Below are 21,311 nucleotides of genomic sequence, written 5' to 3'. Positions count from 1 at the left end.
AACGCGAACGACGAGACGCCTACCCACACTGGCTCCACACCTACAATCACCACCGCGGCCACACCGCACTCGCCGGCAAACCACCCACCAGCCGCGTCCCCAACCTCCCAGGTCACTACACCTAGGTACCGGAAGGGGGCCTTCATGTACTTGGGCACCTGTTGCCGCATAAGGATCTTCGTGCGACCCGACGAAAGTCGGCAGCACCGCTTCGGCGGATGACTTTGCGCGAACCGTGCGCTATACAGAGACCATCTTGCGTATTCATGCGCGAAAGGTGTCTCGAATGAGCAGAGTTGCGCAATCCCTGAGTTGTTTGGCCGCAGTGGCCTTACTCGGGCTTTCCCCGGTCACCGCCCACGCCGATCCGGCCGCGGCGGCGTCCGGCAAGCTGGGCGATCTGACCGGGATCTCCGGCGACGGCGCCACGGTCACCCTGAATTCGGGAAGCGCCGCGGTGCGCGTCAGCTTCCCGGCCGAAGGTGCCGTCCGGGTCTGGCTGGCGCCGGACGGCACGTTCACCGATCCGGCCGGGAGCAAGATCGTGCTGCCGCGCACCGGCGACCCGGTGACGCCGAAGAGGACCGACAAGGGGGACTACTGGGCGGTTTCCACGGCAAAGGCCACACTGCGGGCGTACAAACACCCGTTGCGGCTCGCGTTGTACGACGGCGCGGACCGCAAGCGGCTCTGGGAGGAGTCGGCGCCGCTGTCCTGGACCGGCAAGCAGACCACGCAGACCCTGGCACGAACCGCGGCGGAGCAGTTCGTCGGCGGCGGTGAGCAGAACGGCCGGTTCAGCCACCGTGACCAGACGATCCGGATCTTCGCCGACTACAACTGGAACGACGGCGGGGCCCCGAATTCGCAACCGTTCTACGCCTCCACGGCGGGATACGGCGTCCTGCGCAACACCTTCGCGCAAGGCACCTACGCCTTCACCGAACCGGTGCGCACCACGCACGACGAGCGCCGTTTCGACGCGACGTATGTCGTCGGCGACGGGCTCAAGGACGTCATCACCGGCTACACCGATCTCGTCGGGAAGCCTTTCCTGCCACCGCTCTACGGTCTCGAACACGGCGACGCCGACTGCTACCTGCACAACGCCAACCGCGGCGAGCGCCACACCCTGGACGCGGTGAAGGTCGCGGAGGGATACACCGAGCACGGGATGCCCAACGGCTGGATGCTCGTCAACGACGGCTACGGCTGCGGATACGAAAACCTCCAGCAGACGGGCGAAGGTCTGCGCAAGAACAACATGCAGCTCGGGCTGTGGACCGAGAACGGCGTGCCCAACCAGGTCGAGGAGGTCAAGGCCGGGGTCCGGGTCCGCAAACTCGACGTCGCGTGGGTCGGCCCGGGCTACGAGTTCGCGCTGAACGCCTGCGACACCGCGTACAAGGGCATCGAGGACAACAGCGACGCGCGCGGTTTCGTCTGGACACCGGTCAGCTGGGCGGGCGCGCAGCGCTGCGGCGTGCTGTGGAGCGGCGACCAGGCCGGTTCCTACGACTACATCAAATGGCAGATCCCGACCTACGCCGGCGCCACGACGTCGGGGATCGCGTACAACACCGGCGACATCGACGGCATCTTCGGCGGCAGCCCGCAGACCTACGCCCGCGACCTGCAGTGGAAGGCGTTCCTGCCGGTCTCGATGACGATGGACGGCTGGGCGGCGTCGGACAAGCAGCCGTGGCGATACGGCGAGCCGTACACCTCGATCAACCGCAAGTACCTGCTGCTCAAGGAGCGGCTGCTGCCTTACACCTACAGCCATTCGGTGGAGGCGCACCAGACCGGCGTCGGCCAGGTCCGCCCGCTGGCGCTCGAATACCCGGACGACCCGAACGTCTGGGGCGAGAAAGCGAAGTACGAGTTCCTGTCCGGCAAGGACTTCCTGGTCGCCCCGGTGTACGAGAACTCGACCGTGCGCAACGGCATCTACCTGCCGAAGGGCACCTGGGTCGACTACTGGAGCGGCAAAACCTACACCGGACCGACCACTGTGGACGGTTACGACGCGCCGCTCGACACGCTGCCGCTGTTCGTCCGCGCCGGGGCCGTGGTGCCGATGTGGGCCGAGGGCACGAAGTCATGGCAGACCAGGGACAAGGGTGTGCTCGATCTCGACGTCTACCCGCAGGGCAAGGGCTCGTTCACACTCACCGAGGACGACGGCGTGACTCGTGCCTACAAGAACGGCGACCAGGCGAGGCAGACGTTCACCGTCGACGCGCCGACGTCGGGTCCGGGCACGGTGACGGTCGGGATCGGCGCCAGTTCCGGTTCCTACGCCGGGAAACCGGCGTCGCGGAACTACCAGCTGACCGTCCACACGGGAAGCAAGCCCGCGACCGTACTGGCCGGGACCTCGATCCTGCGGCAGTACGGCAGCAAGGCCGAGCTGGACGCGGCGGCCTCGGGCTGGTGGTTCGACCCGGCTGCCGGCGGGGTCGCGCGGGTCAAGACCGGCAAGGTGGGCGCCGGCGACCGGCAGGACGTCCGGCTGTTCGGCACGAGCGCGGTCGGCGGGATCTTCCCCGAGGACCGCAGCGGCTCGGTCGCCCTCTCCGTACCGGCGGTCGCCGGCCCCGGGCAGACCGCGACAGGCACGCTGAGCTTCACCAACGGCACGCCGCTGCCGGTCCGGAACGTCAAGTTCTCCCTGCCCGCAAACGGCTTCCGCGCCGAGGTACCGGCCGGGCCGCGACTGGTGATGCCCGGCGAGACGGTACGGGTCCCGGTGAAGGTGACGCCGGACGCGGGAATCAAGCCGGACGACTACCAGCTCACCGCGTCGGCGTCGTACCAGGCGCGGCTCGGGGAGAACCGGGTCACCGACTCGGTGACGGTCACCGTGCCGCACGCTTCGCTGGTCGCGGCCTACGGCAATGTCGGCGTCACCGACGCGGCCCACGTCGCGGTGGGGGACATCGACGGCGGTGGCAGCAGCTTCCGCGCGGAAGGGCTCGCCGAAGCCGGTCTCAAACCCGGTGCCGGCTTCTCCGCGCTCGGTGCTCAGCTGACCTGGCCGCAAACCGGTACCGGGCAGAAGGACAACGTCCTCGCCTCCGGCCAGACCGTCGCGGTGCGGGGGACGGGCGCCAAGCTGGTGTTGGCGGGAACCGGTACGGGCACGGCGAAGGGCACTGTCGTCGTCCGCTATGCCGACGGTAGTACCAGTCAGGCCGAACTCGGGTTCCCCAACTGGTGCTGCGCCGATCCCGCCCAGTACGGCGCGACCACGGTGGCGACCGTGCTGGGCAAGAACACCCGCGCCGGGGCGGCGTATCCGACCACGCCGTACCGGGTGTTCGCGAACTCCGTCCCGCTGACCGCGGGGAAGGAGGTCGTCGCGGTGACGCTTCCGTCGAACACCGCGATGCACGTCTTCGCCGCCGGCATCGGCTGAGCTCTCGTGAGTGGTAAGAACGGTTAGGGACCCAGGGGCCTCGGTCGTGGGGTTGTCCTGAAGGGCACCTTTGAGACGATGAAGGTCTCAAAGGTGCCCTTCACGACATAAGAGTTCGACGCCGGCCCATCGGAAGCACTGAAGGAGCCGCCCGCTCGGGAGGCAAGGTCACCGGTGCCGAGTCAGGCCGCGACAGGTGCCCACAAAGCGTCGATGACGCGTTCGGCCTCGGCCTGGCTGGCCTCGGCCAAGGGGATGAGGTCCGCCATCGCCGGGTTGGTCTTCGCCATGGTCAGCTCGGCGGTGACGAACCGCGGTGCGAGGCCGGTCAGCGAGACGCCGTGCGGGATCCACGACTGTGCGTGGTCCCAGCCTTCGCGCGGGGTGCCTTCGCCGTAACCGCCGCCTCGTGAGACCACGACGATGAAGTCGCGGTCGCCGAGCAGGCCTTCCCTGGTCTCGGCGTCGAGCGTCAGCCCGGGCACGATCAGGTGGTCGACCCAGGCCTTGACCGTGCTCGGCGCGCCGAAGTTGTACAGCGGCAGGCCCAGCAGGATCGTGTCGGCCGACCTCACCTCGTCGACCAGGTCCGTGATGAGCCGCCATGCCTCGCCCTGTGCCGGAGTGTGCTGCTCCGGCGGCACGAACTTGGCGGTGTTGGCCGCCGCGCCCAGATGTGGCAGCGGGTCGGCGCCCAGGTCGCGGTAGGTGACGGTGCCCTCCGGATGCGCGGCGCGCCAGGCGGCCGCCGCCCGGGCGGTGAGGCGGCGGCTGGTCGAGTGCTCGCCCGTGATGCTCGAGTCGATGTGCAGCAGGTTCGTCATACCTACTATCTTGCATAGATAGTTTGTGTAACGCAAACCATTGATGCTGTGGCGGTCATCATGGGGCACGTACACTTGACGAGTGCCCGAACTCCCGGTCGTGAACCAGCCCCCGCATCGTTGCGGCGCGCTGCTCGACCACGTCACCCGCCGGATCCGGCTGCGCAGTGAGTCCGTCCTGACCCCGCTCGGCCTCCGGCCCCGGCATCTCGTCGCGCTGACCGTGCTGCGCGACTTGCGGGGCAGCTCCCAGCAGGACCTCGCGAAGACGCTGGAGATGGACAGCACGAACGTCGTCGGCCTGTTGAACGACCTCGAGTCCGCGAACCTGATCGAACGCAGGCGGTCGCCGGAGGACCGGCGTCGTCACATCGTCGAACTCACCGACGTCGGCGCCAAGCAGCTCGCCAAGGCCGAGTTCGCCCTCGCCGCGGTCGAGGACGAGGTGCTCGGCGCGCTCGACAAAGATCAGCGCGAGACCCTGTACACCCTGCTGTACCAGGCGACCAGCCGGACCGAGCCAGCCGCCTGCGTCGACGCCGCGCACCTCGAAAACTGCTAGCCGCCGAGGCCGAACAGGTCGTGAAGCTGTTCGGTGGCCTCGGCGCCGTACATGACGCTCCCGACCGGGACCTCGCTTCCCACCGCGTCGATCACCCGCGCCGTCCACACCGGACCGAACGCGCCGCACAGCTCGATCAGCTGCGCCCCTTCGTCGACCAGCCGCTGGGCAGCGGCGACGACCTGGTCCACGCGGCCGACCCCGATCAGTACCGTCAGGCATTTCCCACTGTCCACACGGGACACGTCGCGTGCCGGGTCGCAGCCATCGGCCAAGTACACGAAACCCCACTGTCGCATGACATTCCTCCTCCGTTGACGGGCGCCCCGAGGTAACCGTGAGTCGGAGGACGCTGTCCACGAGGCGGATCCGAACGGCCGTTCGGGATCACCTGAGAGGCGATGTCCAGCGGGCGGCGCGTAGCACCGAAGTGGGCGCTGTCATACCAATGCCGCGATCCGATCCGAAGACTCGTGCGCCGGATCCCAGACGAGCGCGTGCCGGACGACAGGCGCCTCCCGCAACGCGAGCCAGCGCAGGCCTCCGGCCGGTTCCTCCCGGGGACGCAAGGCGACGACGTCACCGCCGTGCCGCAACCCGGCGACGAACAACGACCGCCGAGGAGGTCCGGCGCGTACGTGAGCCGGCCGCCAGCCCGCCGCGGCGCAGCCCGCGAGCAGCCGGTCGTGGTAACCGGGAGCCAGCTTTCGTTCGTACAGAAGGAGGTCCAGGCCGGCGAGGTCGTCCCAGCCCACGTCCTCGAGTCGCGCCAGTGGATGAGCGTCGGAGACGAGCACCCCCAACGGCCTCTCGCTCACGACGACGACCCGGAGGCCGTCCACGTCTTCCGGCAGGGCGAGCAGACCGGCGTCGAGCGCACCTCGGCGGAGGAGTTCGAGCTGTCGCGTGGCGGAGACGTCGTTGATCTCCGCCCCGTCCGCGTACAGGGCGGGGAGCACGGACGGTGGCGCGCCCGGTGTCACGCCGATGCGGAGCGGCCGGCCCACGGTGTCGCGGACGGCTCGCGCGCCGAGGTCGGCCTCCTCCAGCATCCGGTGGGCGTGGGGCAGCAACGCCAGCGCGGCGGCGGTGGGCGTCATCCCGGCCTGGGTGCGCACGAACAGGGTCGCGTCCAGCTCCCGTTCCAGCGCGATGATCTGCTGGCTGAGCGACGACGCCCGGATGCCGAGGCGCTCCGCCGCGCGGGTGAGATGCCCTTCCTCGGCGACGGCGCACAGATATCGAAGACGTCGTAACTCCACAGCCGCAGAGTAGCTCCGGACCAGGCAGAATCGATGGAGTGCGTATCGGAATCGTTCGGGGTCTCGCGGCGGCCGTCCTCCTGCTCGCCGGGTGCTCCGCCGAGCAAGAACAGCCGCCCGCCAAACCCGTCTACGACCTCCCCGCCCGCGAGGTCCGCCCGGACGAGACCGCCCTGCACCTGACACCGGCGACGAACGGGGAGACCGAGTTCTCGGTGATCGGCCTGGCCGCCGGGCTCCCCAGCCTCGCCGGTAGCCATGCCGAGTTCGACGCCAAAGGACAGTTCGTCCGGGTCCGGCTGGTGGTCACCGGGAAAGGCGTGTCCGGGATCCTCTTCGACACCCGGCGCCAGCAGCTGGTGACCGATTCCGGTGCCGTGATCGCGGTCGACAACCAGGCGATGACGATCAAACGGCAGCCGGACAAGTTCGAGCTGGGTCGTGGCGTGCGGGTCGAGTTCGACCTCTACTTCGACCTTCCGAAGGAGGCGAAACCCGTGGTGCTGCGGGCTTTCGGCGGCCCGACGCTGACCGACATGAAGAACGTCACCGGAACCGACATCAAGCTGACATAGCTGCGTTACCGGGCCAGGGTGCCCCCAGTGTGGCATTGGGGTCGCTCGACGTCCCCAATGCCACACTGGGAGCACCGAACGAGCCACCCTTCACGCGCCCGCTGTGCCTAGCTCTTATAAGACAAAGGGCCCCGCCGCGAAAGCGACGGGGCCCTTTCGAAAGGCGTCAGACGCCCAGGTCGCCGCCGAGGTAGGCGGCCCGCACCTGCGGGTCGTCCAGCAGCTCGGCACCGCGGGCGCTCTTGACCACTTGACCGGTCTCCAGCACGTACGCGCGGTCGGAGAGCTTCAGCGCCTGCTGCGCGTTCTGCTCCACCAGCAGGACCGTGGTCCCGCGCTTGTTGATCTCGCGGATGATGTCGAAGATCTGTGCGATCAGCATCGGCGCCAGGCCCATGGACGGCTCGTCGAGGAGCAGCACCTTGGGTTTGGTCATCAGCGCGCGGCCGATGGCGATCATCTGCTGCTCGCCACCGGACATCGTGCCGCCGAACTGGGTCTTGCGTTCGTTGAGCCGCGGGAACAGCTCGTAGACCTCGTCGAGGTCGGCCTTCAGGTCGTCCTTGCGGGTGTAGGCACCCATCAGGAGGTTCTCCTGCACCGTCATACCGGGGAACACACCCCGGCCTTCCGGTGACTGGCCGATCCCGAGTTCGACCCGTTTGTGACCGGGGGTCTTCGAGATGTCCTTGCCGTCGAAGAGGATCCGGCCGCTGGTGAGCGGACGCAGCCCCGAGATCGTCTTCAGCGTCGTGGTCTTGCCGGCGCCGTTGGCCCCGATGAGCGAAACGATCTCGCCCTCGCCGACCTCGATGGTCATTCCCTTGAGCGCGGCGATCTTCCCGTAGTGGACGTTGATGTCCTGAACCTCAAGAAGCATCTTCCGCCACCCCCAGGTAAGCCTCGATCACCTTCTGGTTGTTCTGCACCTCTTGGGGGAGCCCTTCTGCGATCTTCTGGCCGAAGTCGAGCACGGCCAGCCGGTCGGCGATCTGCATGACCAAGCCCATGTCGTGCTCGATGAGCAGCACGGTACGGCCGTCATCACGGATCTTGCGGATCAGTTGCTGCAGCGAGTTCTTCTCCGCCGGGTTCATCCCGGCGGCGGGCTCGTCGAGCAGCAGCAGCTTCGGGCCGGTCGCGAGCGCACGCGCGATCTCCAGACGGCGCTGGTCGCCGTAGGAGAGGTTCTTCGCGGTGTTGTGCTCGACCCGGCCGATGCCGACGAAGTCCAGCAGTTCCCTCGCCAGCTCGCGGCCGCGCTTTTCTTCCTTACGGTGCCTGGGCAGGCCCAGCGTCGCGGTGATCGCCCCGGTCTTGTGCTGTGAGTCGGCACCCACCATCACGTTCTCCAGCGCCGACATGTTGTGGAACAGCCGGATGTTCTGGAACGTGCGGGCGATCCCGGCCTTGTTGACCTTGAAGCGCTTCATCCCGTCGACCTGGCTGCCGTTGAAGCGCACCTGGCCTTCGGTCGGCTGGTAAACGCCGGTGACCACGTTGAACACCGTGGTCTTGCCCGCGCCGTTCGGCCCGATCAGGGCGAAGATCTCGCCCTGGTTGATGGAGAGGTTGACTTCCTTCAAGGCCGTGACACCGCCGAAGCGCATCGTCACGTTGTCGAATTCGAGCAACGCGCTCATTTCGTGACCTCCGCCGAAGCTTCGGAATCCGGACCCGCGACTTCGGCGCCCATGGCACCCATCCCGCCCGTTCCTTCTCTTAGTTCCGCCTTGCGTTGCCGCGACGGCAGCAGACCCTCCGGCTTGAGCGCCATCATCAGCACGAGCACGCCACCGAAGACCAGGATCCGGTACTCGGCGAAGTCACGGAACCGTTCCGGGAGCCAGGCGACCAGGAACGCACCCAGGATCACGCCGGGCAGGTTTCCCGCTCCGCCGAGCACGACGGCCGCGAGGATGGTCGCCGACAAGATGAACGGGAAGTTCTCCGGCGCGATGAACACGGCCTTGCTGGCGTGGACACCGCCCGCGAGCCCGCCGATCATGGCGCCGATGGCGAACGCCAGCAGCTTGAACTTGAACGTCGGGACGCCCATGAGTTCGGCGGCGTCCTCATCCTCGCGAATCGCGGCCCAGGCCCGGCCGACGCGGCTCTTCTGCAGCCGCACCGAGAAGATGATCGCGATCACGATCGCAGCCAGGATCAGGTAGTAGTAAGGCGCCGCGTCCAGGAGGAACTCCGTGCCGAGCAGCGGCTCCGGGTGCGGGATGTTGGTGATGCCGCGAGCTCCGCCGATGGCGTCGGTGTTGTTCGCGGTGATCCGGACGATCTCACCGAAGCCGAGGGTGACGATCGCCAGGTAGTCACCGCGAAGCCGGAGAGTCGGCGCACCGAGGATGACACCGGAAATCGCCGCGAGGACGATGCCGACCAGGAACGTGGGCCAGACGAACCAGCCATAGTTCGTGCCCATCGTGGCCAGGGTGTAGGCGCCGATCGCGAAGAACGCGACGAAACCGAGGTCCAGCATTCCCGCGTGGCCGACCACGATGTTGAGGCCGATCGCCAGCAGGATGTAGATCCCGATCGGGAAGATCAGGACGTTCGTCCAGTCCGAGTCCGGGGACATGAACGAACCGATCGCCGGTGCGGGCAGGATCAGCGCGAAGATGATCAGGGCGAGGTACACGCCGTAACGCTGCCAATGCGGAGCGCGTGCCCACCAATCCCGCATGCCGTCCACGGGGTGAAAGCCGGCGCGCCCGGCCTTGCCGTTCTCTGGGGACTTTTCAGCCACTTCTTCGTTGCCCTTCATGCGCGTGCCCGCTGCAGCGATTCACCGAGGATGCCGGTGGGTCGGAACATCAGGACCAGCACCAATACCACGAAGGCGGTGACGTCCTTCCAAGCCGAACCGAAGAAGATGGAACTCCAGTTCTCCACCAGGCCGAGCACGATGCCACCGAGCAGAGCGCCGCGCAGGTTGCCGATACCTCCCAGCACGGCCGCGGTGAACGCCTTGATACCGAGGAGGAAGCCGATGCGGTAATCGGTGTTCTCGTACTCCATGACGTACAGCGCGGCGGCCACACCGGCCATCGCGCCACCGAGCAGGAACGTGAGGCGCACGATCTTGTCGATGCTGACACCCATCAGCACGGCGGCCTCGGGATCCTGTGCCGTGGCACGGATACCGCGACCGATGCGGGTGCGGCTCACCAGCTGGTCGAGGACGACCATCATGATCACGGCACCGACGATGACGAAGACGTGGTCCGTGCGCACGACACCGTTGCCGATGTGGAAAAGCTCCTCGTGCGGGATGAACCGCGGCGCGTTCTGTTGCACACGGCCGGATTTGTCGGTGATCCATTCGATGATCTCGAGGCCGAACAGCTCCTGGAGGAACAGCGAGGCGCCGATGGCGGAGATCAGGGCGGCGAGCCGGGTCGCGCCCTTCTTGCGGAGCGGCCGGTAGGCCACTTGCTCCAGCAGGACCGCCGCACCGCCGGACACGGCGGCCGACGCGATGATGATCAGCAGCAGTACCGCGATCATCCCGAACAGGCCGAGCGTGATCGGGGCGGTGCCACCCGCGATGGTGATGAGGACGAACAGGGACGTGACCGTCCCGATCATGAAGATCTCGGAATGTGCGAAGTTGATGAGCCGGAGCACGCCGTAGACCATTGTGTAGCCGAGGGCGATGAGGGCGTAGATGCTTCCGGCGACCAGTCCGCCGATGGTGCTACCGAGGAACTGGGCTTGCAGATCTTGAAGCATGACGTGGATGCCTTACGGGACGGGGCGAGGATTTCTTTCGCCACATTTGCGGGAAGCGGGGGTGCTGTTTCCGCACAGCGCCCCCGCTTCCGTTAGGTGTTCCTATCTGCTCCGTCAGCCGTTGAGCTTGGCTTCGGTCGAGACGCCGAGGTTCTTCAGGACACCACCGGTGACCTGGTAGACGTTGATCGCGTCCGTCGACGGTTCGCCGTTCTCCTTGAACTTGATCTGCTTCGAGACGCCCTTGAAGTCGATCGTCTTGAGGGCCTCGTTGATCTTCTCCGAGGTGGTGGCCCCCGCCTTGACCGCGTTGATGATGGCGGTCGCGGCGTCGTAACCCTCGCTCGAGTAGATCGCCGGGTCGACCTTGTACGCGGCCTTGTACTTGGTGCTGAACTCGTCGGTGGAGCCGGCGTCCGGGATGTTGCAGGGGCAGCCGACGACGGCCTTCTCGGCGGCCGCGGCACCCGCACCGCTCACGAGCTGGGCGTCGAGCGAACCGTCGCCAGTGGCGAAGGTGGCGGTCACGCCGCCGTCACGCAGCTGCTTGAGCAGACGGCCACCCTGGGCGTAGTAGCCACCGAAGAGGATGATGTCCGGGTTCGCGGCCTTGACCTTCTGCACGGTCGAGGAGTAGTCCGACGCGTCCTTGGCGAACTTGTCGCGCTCGGACGGGACGTTCTTCTCCTTCAAGGTCTTCTCGAAGTTGTCCGCCAGGCCGACACTGTATTCCTGGTCGTCCGAGATGATGTAGGCCTTCTTGGGCGACTTCGCCGTGATGAGGAAGTTGGCGATGGCCGGGCCCTGGCTGGCGTCACTCGCGACGACGCGGTGCCAGTACTTCCACCCGTTCGAGGACAGGCCCGCGTTGGTGGCCGATGGCGAGACGCTCGGGATCTTGTTCTGCTCCAGCTGACCGCCGATCGCCTTCGACTCACCGGAGAAGGCCGGGCCGATCAGCGCGGTGATCTTGTCCTGGCCGACGGCGGTCGCGATCAGCGACGTCGCCTGCTCGGGCTTGCCCTGGCTGTCGTATTCCTTGAGCTCCAGCTTCGTCGCCGGGTTCGTCTTGTTGTACTCGTCGATAGCGAGCTTCGCGCCGTTGCGGGGCGGGATCACGATCCCGGAGTTCTCACCGGTGAGGTCACCCATGAACCCGATCTTCAGCGTGCTGCTGTCACCGCTGCCGGACGAGCTGCTGCCGCCTGCACAGCCCGCCAGCGCCAGCGACGCAGCCGCCGCGACGGCGAAAACCCGTCCAAAACGCACTCCTGACACCGACTACCTCCCATGACCAACCAGCCGCCGGTAGGCGTTGCCCCCGACACAGGGGCTAGGTTAGGGCAGGAAGATATCCCCCTACGCCATGATCTGCCCAGACGCCCATCACTCTGTGTCCACATCGTGACGGTCGAAACCAGAACGAATTGCACGAAAAGGCGAATGTTGCCGGTTGACGAGTCTTCCCTGGTCACGCTCGGGATTCACCGGTACCACGCCGATCATGCTCGTGGGTAATGATCATGTTTCGGCCGCCTATCTTGCCCATTTTCAGCTCCTTCGTGGGCGGCCGTTCGTCGTAGCAATGCTGCCCCAAAGGGCGTCAACCGTGCCCCCGCTTCTCTTGCGCATGACAACCGACGGTTGTCGTCGCGGTCCGAACGGCTGTTGGATCTCGGCCCTGACCTCGCGATTAGCTGTCCTCAGAGCCGAAAACGAGGACAGGGGAGAACATGACGATGAGCGTCGAAGCGATCGAAGGCGTGGCCGCGGGAGTTCCGTTCGTGGCGTTGCCGCCGTCGGACCGGGAGCGCCCGGCGCCGTTGGTGCTGACCTGGCATTTGCTGGGCGCGCCGTTCAGCGAGGCGGCCATGGCCGCGGCGCTGCCCATGCGGGGACTGCGCGCGTGGCGGGTGCACCTCGGGTTGCCACTGACCGGGAAACGGTTTCCCGAAGGCGGTTTCGAGGGGTTCTTCCGCCTCGCGAGCGAGGACAACGTGCTCAACGTCGTCGAACCGCTCACCAGGCAGGTCGAGGCGGAGTTCCCGGCGGCGGTGGCGGAGCTGCGCTCGCGCTTGTCCATTGAGGACGGTCCGGTCGGGCTGGCCGGCGGTTCGCAAGGTGGCGCGGTCGCGCTGCAGATGCTGACCCACGCCGAGATCGAGGTGGCGGCGGCCGCGCTGGTGAACCCGGTGACGCAGCTGGCGCCGGTGATCGCGGCGAACGAACGGGTCTACGACGTCACCTACCACTGGTCGGACCGGTCCCGCGCGGTCGCGAACGAGTACGACTACGTGCGGCGGGCGGACGAACTGACCGCGCCGATCCTGCTCGTCATCGGCGAGGAGGACGACGTCTCGATCACCGAACCGGCCGAAGCCCTGCACAAGGCGTTGGGGGAGCGGCGATCCGAACTCGTCACCATCCCCGGGATGGCGCATGGGTTCGCCGAGGCGCCCGGCCTCGAACCCGCTCCGCAGACGGAACACGCGAAGCTGGTCGACGCCGAGCTCACGCGCTGGTTCGCCCGGCACCTAGCTGTCTGAGGTCGTCGTCCGGCAGCCACGACCACGCGGGATCGTAGGCGCACCAACCTTCTTCGTGGCTGGTCCGGCCGGCGAGCGCCAGCAGGCGCCGCAGGGCCGGGCCTTCGCCGCGCCGCCACACCACCGACCACGGGAACAGCGGCGACGGCTCGAAGGGCAGGACGCGCAGATTGAGGTCGGAGGCGAGGTCCATGTCGGCGCCGGCGAGGGTCACCCGCTGCTTCCCGTAACGGGTCTGTTCCAGTGTGTGTCGAAGGTCGTAACTGACCCCGGAGTCGTCGATCGGGACGTCGAATTCTTTGCATAGGCGTTGCAAATAAGAAAGCCATTCGATCGGCCCGCCCAATTGCGGAATCCAGATGCCGTCGTTCCGCAGATCCGACAGTTTCAGCGTTTCGTTGCTCGCCAGCGGATGTTCCGGGGCGAGAAGGGCTACCAGCGGTTCGAGCCGGACGAGCCGGTGCTCGAGTTCCGCGGGCACCTCGCGGCCGAGGTCCGCGACCCGGCCGAACGCGAGGTCGATCTCGCCGCGGACCAGCGGGTCGAGGGCGTTGGCCAGCCCGCGCCCGGCGACGCGTTCGACCGCCAGGGCCGGGTCGCGCTCGGCGATGCGCCGCAGCATGAACAAGGGGGACAGTCGCGGGTCGATGACGTCGAGGCGTGGCGGGCGGTCCTGCAGGCCCATCGCGGCGACGGCGGCGTCCGCGGCCCGGATCAGCTCGCGCGCGTGCGGGAGGAAGCGGTCGCCGTCGGAGGTCAGTTCGACGGACCGGTTGGTGCGCCGGAAGAGCTGGACCGACAGGGCGTCCTCGAGCTTCCGGATCCGCTTCGACAGCGCCTGCTGGGTGAGGAACAGAGATTCTGCCGCGCGACCGAAATGGCCGTGATCGGCGGCGGCGGCGAACGCCCGCACCTGAGCCGTGTCGAGATCCACGCCCTCAAAGTACGTGAAGGCCCCCTTCATGTACCTAGGCGCAGTGAAGGAGGCCTTCATGCACTTCCGGACGTAGTGAAGGCCTCCTTGCCTACCCTCAAGGTAGTGAAGGAGGCCTTCATGGACTTCCAGCAGGCAGCCGAGAGCCGGTCAGGCTCAGACGCCCGGCGGCCGTTCCCGCACCACGCACGTCAGCCGCGCCGTGCAGGACCGGCGCCCCTGGTCGTCGGTCAGCACGATCTCGGCGGTGACGGTCCCGCGGCCGACGTGTACCGGCGTCGCGACACCGGTCACCCGCCCGGATCGGACCGCCCGGTGATGGGTGCAGGAGAGTTCGAGGCCCATCGTCGCCTTGTCGGTGCCGGCGTTGAGCGCGCACACCATCGAGCCGAGCGCCTCGGCGACGACGGCGTTCGCCCCGCCGTGGAGGAGGCCGTACGGCTGGAGGTTGCCCTCGACCGGGATGCTGCCCACGACGCGTTCGGGACCGAACTCGCTGATTTCGAGCCCGAGCTTGTCGTTGAGCTGCTGTCCGGCGAAGGCCGGGTCGATCCCGGCGAAGGATTCGAGGGCTTGTTCGGTCACGCAGCGCTCCTTAAACATTCGTGAACCCGCGACCGCGTCGACTGGGCACACGTCATCGAGTTTTTCTCACGTCCTGCCTCCGGCCTGGCGAGTTTCCTGTGCCGAGAGGGCGGAGCAGCGTCGCCGACAGCCCGCAACCGACACGACAGGAGAACTGTCAGACCCTCACCCTAGACTCGCTCCCGTGAGCCCGAGTGAGAACACGACCGTTGCCAACGCCACACCCGTCACCGCACAGGCCGAGCGGCCCAAACTGCTGCTGATCGACGGCCATTCGATGGCGTATCGCGCGTTCTTCGCGCTGCCCGCGGAGAACTTCAAGACGAAGACCGGGCAGACGACGAACGCGGTATTCGGGTTCACCTCGATGCTCATCAACCTGCTGCGCGACGAGGCGCCGACCCACCTCGCCGTGGCGTTCGACCTCTCTCGCAAGACGTTCCGCTCGGAAACCTTCAAGGACTACAAGGCCAACCGCAGCGCCACGCCGGACGAGTTCAAGGGCCAGGTCGGGCTGGTCGAGGACGTGCTGAAGGTCCTCGGCATCCCGGCGCTGACCAAGGAGAACTACGAAGCCGACGACATCATCGCCACGCTCACGACACAGGCGACCGCCGAAGGCTTCGACGTCCTCATCTGTACGGGCGACCGTGACGCGCTCCAGCTGGTGACCGACCAGGTCACCGTGCTGTACCCGAAGCGCGGCGTGTCGGAGATGACCCGGTTCACCCCGGAGGCGGTCGAGGAGAAGTACGGCCTCACCCCGGCGCAGTACCCGGACTTCGCCGCGTTGCGTGGCGACCCCTCGGACAACCTGCCCAGCATCCCGGGCGTCGGCGAGAAGACGGCCGCGAAGTGGATCAGGCAGTTCGGCTCCTTCAACGAGCTGATCGACAGGGTCGACGAGGTCAAGGGCAAGGTCGGCGACGCGCTGCGCGAGCATCTCGGCGCGGTCATGCTGAACCGCCAGCTCACCGAGCTGATCCGCGACGTCGAGCTGGAGCTCGGCCCGACCATGCTCGAACTGCGCCCGTGGGACCGCGAGGCCGTGCACGCGCTGTTCGACGAGCTTGAGTTCCGTGTCCTGCGAGACCGTCTCTTCGCCACTCTGCAGAGCGCCGAGCCCGAGGCCGAAGAGGGCTTCGAGGTCAGCGGCTCGAAGCTCGCCCCGGGCGCGCTGACGGAATGGCTGTCTTCGCACACCGGCCAGGACCAGCCGGTCGGCCTGGCGTTCCGCACCACGGGGGCCTCGGTCCGCGCCGATCTGAAGGCCATCTCCTTCGCGGCCGCGGACGGTGAAGGCGCGTATGTCGACGTCACAGCGATGGACGCCGAGGACGACAAGGCGCTCACGGCCTGGCTCGCCGACGAGAAGATCCAGAAGATCGGCCACGAGCTCAAGGTCCCGCTGCACGCCGTCCGGGCGCGGGGCTGGACGTTCGCCGGGCTCGTCATGGACACCGCGCTCGCGGCGTACCTGGTCCGCCCGGGTCAGCGCACCTTCGAGCTCGACGACCTGGCCCTGCGGTACCTGCACCGCGAGCTGCGTTCCGAGGCCGACACCGGGGACGGGCAGCTTTCGCTGCTCGACGGCGGCGCCGAGGACATGGAGCAGAAGGAGATCCAGGCCGAGCTGGTCAAGGCCCGCGCGGTCGCCGAGCTCGCGGGCGCGCTGACCAAGGAACTCGAAGAACTCGGTGGCGCGCAGCTGCTCGCCGAGCTCGAACTGCCGCTGCTGCAGGTGATCACCGGGCTCGAAGCGGCGGGGATCGCGGTCGACATCGAGCATCTGACCGATCTGGAAGCGCATTACCTGAACCGGGTCACGCAGGCCGCGGACGAGGCGTACGCGGTCATCGGCAAGCAGGTCAACCTCGGTTCGCCGAAGCAGCTCCAGGTCATCCTTTTCGACGAGCTCGGCATGCCCAAGACCAAGCGCACCAAGACCGGCTACACCACCGACGCCGAGGCGCTGCAGAGCCTGTTCGAGAAGACCGAGCACCCGTTCCTGCAGCATCTGCTGGAGCACCGGGACGCGACCCGGCTGCGCACCACCGTCGAGGGCCTGATCAAGTCGGTCGCCGACGACGGCCGCATCCACACGACGCTTTTGCAGACGATCGCCGCCACCGGACGGCTCTCGTCGGTCGACCCGAACCTGCAGAACATCCCGATCCGCACCGAGGAAGGCCGCCGCATCCGCGACGCTTTCATCGTCGGCGACGGATACGCCGAACTGATGACGGCGGACTACAGCCAGATCGAAATGCGGATCATGGCGCACCTCTCGCAGGACGAGGGCCTGATCCAGGCCTTCAACAGCGGTGAGGACCTGCACACGTTCGTGGCGTCGCGCGCGTTCTCGCTGCCGCCGGAGGAGATCACCCCGGAACTGCGGTTCCGGGTCAAGGCGATGTCGTACGGCCTGGCGTACGGGCTTTCGGCGTATGGGCTTTCGCAGCAGCTGCGGATCTCGACCGAAGACGCCAAGGAACAGATGGAGGCGTACTTCTCCCGCTTCGGCGGCGTACGCGATTACCTTCACTCTGTCGTGGGTGACGCGGCGAAGGTCGGCTACACCGAGACGATCTTCGGTCGCCGTCGTTATCTGCCGGACCTCAACAGCGACAACCGGCAGCGCCGCGAGATGGCCGAGCGGATGGCGCTCAACGCCCCCATCCAGGGCAGCGCGGCCGACATCATCAAGGTCGCCATGCTCAACGTGCACAAGGCGCTGACCGAGGCGAAGCTGAAGAGCCGCGTGCTGCTGCAGGTCCACGACGAACTCGTCCTCGAAGTCGCCGATGGCGAGCGCGAGCAGCTGGAAGCGTTGGTGCGCCAGGGAATGGGCTCCGCCTACGAACTGGCCGTGCCGCTGGAGGTCTCGGTCGGGTACGGACGGTCCTGGAACGACGCCGCGCATTAGGCCTCGTGAGTGGTAATGACGGTCAGAACCGTCATTACCACTCACGATCGGTAGGGTCTTCCGCGTGACTTCCGAGCGCAGACGCTGGCGGGTGCGGCTGCGCGATCATCGTGGGCGGATCCTGGGCGCCGGGACCATGCTCGACGGTGAACACCTCCTCACCTGCGCTCATGTGATCGAAGGCCACGACGGCGTCGCGGTGGATTTCGTGGCGCTCCCCGGTGTGGAGCCGGGAATCGCCACGATCGTCGCGCAGGCGGCGCCCATCGGCGACGACGGCGGGGACATCGCGCTGCTCCGATTGCGTGACTCCGAAGAGCAGATCACCGGCGTCCCGCTTCACCGGACCGCACTCGAGGACGGCCAGCGAGTCCGCGCGTTCGGCTTCCCGTCCGGTTCGGACGGCATGTGGTCGCTGGCGACCGTCGTCGGCGACGGCGGTCACGGTCTCGAACGGGTCCAGCTGCACCGCACGCCCGACACCGAGCCGATCACCCACGGATTCAGCGGTTCCGCGGTGATCGCCGACAAGACCGGGCACGTCGTCGGCATGGTCGCGACCCGGTACGCGACCGAGGCCGCCCGCGTCTCCTGGATGATCCCGGTCGAGACCATGCTCGGTTACCTGCCGGAACTGCGCCGCTGGGCCGAGGGCAGTCCCGCGATCGACCCCGGTTTCGTCCAGTACCCGGAGCCGCCCGCGATGGACGTGCTGTTCGCGCGAGAATTCGCCCGCTGGCTCGGCGGCCACGGCCAGGCGGACGTCCGGGTGATCATCATGGGCGAGGACGATTCCGCCGTCGCCGCCTCGTTGCGGCGCGCGGTCGTCCTCGCCGACCGCGAACACGGGGCAGGCCGGAGCGTGACCGGGCCGACGGTGCCGCCCGTGGGCAGTGTCGTGCTCGCCGTCGACGCGGTCGGCAAGACCGCGGACGAGGTCCGGCGCCGCATCTCCGACCGGCTCGACGTCGCCGCGGACTCGCCCGCCGGCCGTCACGGGTCCGGCCGCACAGTCGTCGTCTACGGGATCGACGAAGCGGCCGAACCCGACGAACTCGTCGGTGACGTGCTCGTGCCGCTGGCCCAGCGCGCGCACGAACTCGGGCTGCGGCTCGCGCTGGCCTTCCGCGAGGAGACCTCGCCGGGGGTGAGTGTGGTCCGGTCGAGCACCGACGTCCTGCCCGACGGCGACGACGACATCGAGGGCCGTCTCGCCCTGCTGGAAATCCGGTTGGGTGAACTCGCCCGGCTGGAGAAGGACAATCTGGGCGACGCGCCCCGCTTCACCGAGGTCCCGCAAGTCCATGCCAAGGCACGACGGCTGACAGGCGCGTTGACACAACTGCGGTCGGCGGAGCAGGACGGCGACTCCGAGTGGGTGAATCGGCAGCTTCCGGTCTGCGAGCGAGCCGTCGCCAAGACCATCGACCGCGCCCGCGACTTCCGCCGCCTTCTCGACGAGAACCTCGTCAGGCGTGCGGAATTGCGTGCCCGGCTCGACGCATACGGGGAAATGGCCCGCAACAGTGGCTTCGTCGAAGACGTCGAACTGGATGCCGCCTACGCCCCCGCTTGGCGGACGCTCTTCGAAGGACCGTGCGACCTCGCGGCCGCGGCGGCCGCCGTCGAGCGATACGCGGACACCGTACGGAAACGGATCGACGGATGACGGCCTGCGGACACGACGGCTGCCCTGGCATGCTCGGCAAGACCGGCTTCTGCAAGATCTGCGGGTTGCCGCCCGGAACACCCGAAGAGCCCGCGCCGCGGGAGAAGCCGACCCTGGTGATCCCAGGTCCTGGTGAGGCATCGACTCGGATCACCAGCACGGTGGTCACCCGCTCCCAGCAGATCGCGGGCCACGCGACCGCGGACGACCGGGTCCCGCTGCCGATCGTCGAACTGCCCGACCTCGCGGGCCGCCTGCTGACCGAACCACATGTCCCGGAAGAGGAACGGTTCTGCGGCAGGCACGGGTGCACGGCCACCCCGGTCGGCCGCTCGATCGGCGGCGGTCCCGCGCCCACCGAGGGATTCTGCCCGGTCTGCCGGACGCCGTTCTCCTTCTCACCGAAGCTCGCGGCGGGTGACGTGGTCGACGGCCGCTACCACGTACTCGGCTGCGTCGCGCGCGGCGGACTCGGTTTCGTCTACCTGGCAACGGATTCCGGGCTCGGCGATCGGTACGTCGCGCTCAAGGGCCTGATCAACACGAACAACACCGCCGCCGTGCGGATCGCGGAGACCGAAAGTCAGGTGCTCACCGCGCTGGACCATCCGAACGTCGTCCGGATCCTCGACGTGGTCGAGCACGAGGAGTTCCGCTACATCGTCATGGAGTTCGTCGACGGGCTTTCCTTGCGGGAGATCAAGAACCGCGGCCGGGCCGGGCTGGATTCCAGTGAGGGGCGGCTGCTGGTCGAGCACGTCGTGGCGTACGGGCGTGAGATCCTGACCGCGCTCGACTACCTGCACGGCGAGGGCCTGCTGTACTGCGACATGAAGCCGGACAACGTGATCCACGGCGAGAAGCGGATCAAGCTCATCGATTTCGGCGCCATCCGCAAGATCTCCGACGACGAGAGCCCGACCGTCGGGACCGAGCACTATCAGGTAACCCCGCGCGAACGGGCTAAACACGGCCTCACCGTCCGGTCCGACATCCACACCGTCGGCGTGACGTTGCGGGAGCTCTTCCAGGCCAGCGACGGCTGGTCGGTCACCACCGACGCGCGCGGCGTCCGGTTCGGCATCGAATCGTTCATCCGCGTCCTCGACCGGGCGACCGCGCCGTTCGAGCAGCGGTTCGCGACCGCACGTGAGCTGCTGGCCCAGCTCGACGGCGTGCTCAGCGAAATCCTTTCCTTGCGGGACAAGCAATCCCGGCCCGCCGGATCGACGCTGTTCGCCGAAGGGGCGGTACTGCTCGACGCGGGACTCGGCCAGGCGCCGCCGCTGGAGCACTGGACGCGGGGGACACCGGTCTCGCTCGGCGCGCGCCCGACCGCCGTGGAGATCGCCCTCGGCCTGCCGGTGCCGCGTGAGGATCCGGACGATCCGCAGGCGAACTTCCTCCGTGCCGTCCGTGCCCCCGACGCGGCGCGGCTGCTGAAGAAACTCGACAAGGTGCCGGGCTCGGTGGAGGTCGGCTTCCGCCGGTGCCGGGCACAGCTGGAACTCGGCGCGACCGTCGAGGGCGCACTGGCGGTGGCGGAGGCCGAACGGCTGCTCGGCGAGCGCGCCGCCCATGACTGGCGGGTGGCGTGGCATCGGGGTCTGCTCGCGCTCGGCGCGGGCGATTTCGCCGCGGCCAAGGAGAGGTTCACCGCCGTGTACCGCGACATCCCCGGCGAGGAGCCGCCGAAACTCGCGCTGGGCCTCTGCGAAGAGCACCTCAACGGCGCGGCCGCCGCCGAGCGGTACTACGACGCCCTGTGGGTGCGGGACCGGTCCCAGGTCAGCGCGGCGTTCGGGCTCGCGCGGGTCCGGTTGCAGCGGGGTGATCGGGCCGCCGCCGTCGAAATCCTCGACCAGGTCCCGGAGTTCTCTCGCTACGACGAGGCCGCGCGGATCGCCGGGGTGCGGGTGCTGTCCGCGCCGATGCCCGGCACGGGGGACCTCCCGGCGTCGGCCGAACTCGACGACGCCGTGGTCCGGCTGGCCGCGTTGGACCTCGACGGAGACTCCCTCGACCGGCTGGTGACGGCCGTGCGCGAGACGGGACTGGCGGCCGTGCTCCTCGGGCAGGGCGGGATCACCGGCGGCGAGATCCTGCGGGCCGACGAGACGGGCGCCCGCACCGTGCTGGACAAGTCGTACCGGCGGCTCGCCCATCACGCGCCCGCGCCGGAAGCGCACGACGTGCTGATAGACCTTGCCAACTCGGTGAGACCGGTGACGCTGGTGTGAGCGCCTTGCCGAGGTCGATC

At 67.8% G+C, this 21,311-nt stretch carries 17 protein-coding genes and 1 pseudogene; 8 read left to right on the top strand and 10 right to left on the bottom strand.

The features are described 5' to 3' along the window. Positions 1 to 125 (top strand): annotated as a pseudogene (locus DL991_RS09930) (IS481 family transposase); the annotation flags it as partial. 161 nt (positions 126 to 286) lie between these two features. Beyond that, on the top strand, positions 287 to 3,421 hold the full coding sequence (locus DL991_RS09925; RefSeq protein WP_233598760.1) for a TIM-barrel domain-containing protein: 3,135 nt from the start codon (positions 287 to 289) through the stop codon (positions 3,419 to 3,421). A gap of 182 nt (positions 3,422 to 3,603) precedes the next feature. Here the strand turns inward: DL991_RS09925 and DL991_RS09920 are convergent, their stop codons facing one another. Continuing rightward, positions 3,604 to 4,245, bottom strand: a complete 642-nt coding sequence (locus DL991_RS09920) for an FMN-dependent NADH-azoreductase (protein ID WP_125783248.1) — start codon at positions 4,243 to 4,245, stop codon at positions 3,604 to 3,606. A gap of 82 nt (positions 4,246 to 4,327) precedes the next feature. On the opposite strand from DL991_RS09920, the gene DL991_RS09915 reads away from it, so the two are divergent. Continuing rightward, positions 4,328 to 4,807 (top strand): MarR family winged helix-turn-helix transcriptional regulator, encoded by a 480-nt coding sequence (locus tag DL991_RS09915; protein ID WP_125783246.1) that lies wholly within the window; start codon positions 4,328 to 4,330, stop codon positions 4,805 to 4,807. Here DL991_RS09915 and DL991_RS09910 read toward each other — a convergent pair. Both DL991_RS09910 and DL991_RS09905 read right to left on the bottom strand, forming a co-directional pair. Then, positions 4,804 to 5,106, bottom strand: coding sequence for a DUF6506 family protein (locus tag DL991_RS09910; protein WP_125783244.1), 303 nt, complete (start codon positions 5,104 to 5,106; stop codon positions 4,804 to 4,806). The two genes, DL991_RS09915 and DL991_RS09910, sit on opposite strands and share 4 nt — an antisense overlap. Before the next feature lie 141 nt (positions 5,107 to 5,247). Continuing rightward, complete coding sequence (locus DL991_RS09905; RefSeq protein WP_125783242.1) at positions 5,248 to 6,069, bottom strand: LysR family transcriptional regulator; 822 nt, start codon at positions 6,067 to 6,069, stop codon at positions 5,248 to 5,250. Between the two features lie 38 nt (positions 6,070 to 6,107). Here DL991_RS09905 and DL991_RS09900 point away from each other — a divergent pair, with 38 nt between their 5' ends. After that, complete coding sequence (locus DL991_RS09900; protein ID WP_233598759.1) at positions 6,108 to 6,644, top strand: DUF4352 domain-containing protein; 537 nt, start codon at positions 6,108 to 6,110, stop codon at positions 6,642 to 6,644. 166 nt (positions 6,645 to 6,810) lie between these two features. Here the strand turns inward: DL991_RS09900 and DL991_RS09895 are convergent, their stop codons facing one another. The 5 genes from DL991_RS09895 to DL991_RS09875 all read right to left on the bottom strand — a co-directional run bounded on the left by DL991_RS09895 (position 6,811) and on the right by DL991_RS09875 (position 11,660). Further along, on the bottom strand, positions 6,811 to 7,524 hold the full coding sequence (locus DL991_RS09895; RefSeq protein WP_125783240.1) for an ABC transporter ATP-binding protein: 714 nt from the start codon (positions 7,522 to 7,524) through the stop codon (positions 6,811 to 6,813). Then, a complete protein-coding gene (locus DL991_RS09890) occupies positions 7,514 to 8,287 on the bottom strand; it encodes an ABC transporter ATP-binding protein (protein ID WP_125783238.1) in 774 nt (257 codons plus the stop codon). Before DL991_RS09890 ends, DL991_RS09895 begins: the two co-directional genes overlap by 11 nt. Next, complete coding sequence (locus DL991_RS09885) at positions 8,284 to 9,423, bottom strand: branched-chain amino acid ABC transporter permease (RefSeq protein ID WP_199746594.1); 1,140 nt, start codon at positions 9,421 to 9,423, stop codon at positions 8,284 to 8,286. The genes DL991_RS09890 and DL991_RS09885 overlap by 4 nt, the downstream gene beginning before the upstream one ends. Further along, positions 9,420 to 10,391 (bottom strand): branched-chain amino acid ABC transporter permease, encoded by a 972-nt coding sequence (locus DL991_RS09880; protein ID WP_125783234.1) that lies wholly within the window; start codon positions 10,389 to 10,391, stop codon positions 9,420 to 9,422. Before DL991_RS09880 ends, DL991_RS09885 begins: the two co-directional genes overlap by 4 nt. A 114-nt stretch (positions 10,392 to 10,505) precedes the next feature. Next, entirely contained in the window at positions 10,506 to 11,660 is a 1,155-nt protein-coding gene (locus tag DL991_RS09875; RefSeq protein ID WP_125783232.1) for a branched-chain amino acid ABC transporter substrate-binding protein, read from the bottom strand. 464 nt (positions 11,661 to 12,124) lie between these two features. On the opposite strand from DL991_RS09875, the gene DL991_RS09870 reads away from it, so the two are divergent. After that, a complete protein-coding gene (locus DL991_RS09870) occupies positions 12,125 to 12,937 on the top strand; it encodes a S9 family peptidase (protein ID WP_125783230.1) in 813 nt (270 codons plus the stop codon). Here DL991_RS09870 and DL991_RS09865 read toward each other — a convergent pair. Together DL991_RS09865 and DL991_RS09860 are read right to left on the bottom strand one after the other, a co-directional pair. Continuing rightward, on the bottom strand, positions 12,903 to 13,871 hold the full coding sequence (locus DL991_RS09865; RefSeq protein WP_125783228.1) for a LysR family transcriptional regulator: 969 nt from the start codon (positions 13,869 to 13,871) through the stop codon (positions 12,903 to 12,905). The two genes, DL991_RS09870 and DL991_RS09865, sit on opposite strands and share 35 nt — an antisense overlap. Positions 13,872 to 14,027: 156 nt before the next feature. Beyond that, positions 14,028 to 14,456, bottom strand: coding sequence for a PaaI family thioesterase (locus DL991_RS09860; RefSeq protein WP_125795325.1), 429 nt, complete (start codon positions 14,454 to 14,456; stop codon positions 14,028 to 14,030). Between the two features lie 184 nt (positions 14,457 to 14,640). Here DL991_RS09860 and polA point away from each other — a divergent pair, with 184 nt between their 5' ends. The 3 genes from polA (at position 14,641) to DL991_RS09845 (ending at position 21,291) form a co-directional block, all read left to right on the top strand. Further along, entirely contained in the window at positions 14,641 to 17,382 is a 2,742-nt protein-coding gene (gene polA, locus DL991_RS09855; protein WP_125783224.1) for a DNA polymerase I, read from the top strand. A 64-nt stretch (positions 17,383 to 17,446) separates the two neighbouring features. Then, complete coding sequence (locus tag DL991_RS09850; RefSeq protein ID WP_233598758.1) at positions 17,447 to 19,051, top strand: serine protease; 1,605 nt, start codon at positions 17,447 to 17,449, stop codon at positions 19,049 to 19,051. Further along, on the top strand, positions 19,048 to 21,291 hold the full coding sequence (locus DL991_RS09845) for a serine/threonine-protein kinase (RefSeq protein WP_125783222.1): 2,244 nt from the start codon (positions 19,048 to 19,050) through the stop codon (positions 21,289 to 21,291). Before DL991_RS09850 ends, DL991_RS09845 begins: the two co-directional genes overlap by 4 nt. Positions 21,292 to 21,311: the final 20 nt, after the last annotated feature.

This window comes from Amycolatopsis sp. WAC 01375 (genome assembly GCF_003947325.1).
Taxonomy (GTDB): Bacteria; Actinomycetota; Actinomycetes; order Mycobacteriales; family Pseudonocardiaceae; genus Amycolatopsis.
This window is presented reverse-complemented; position numbering and strand designations above follow the sequence as displayed.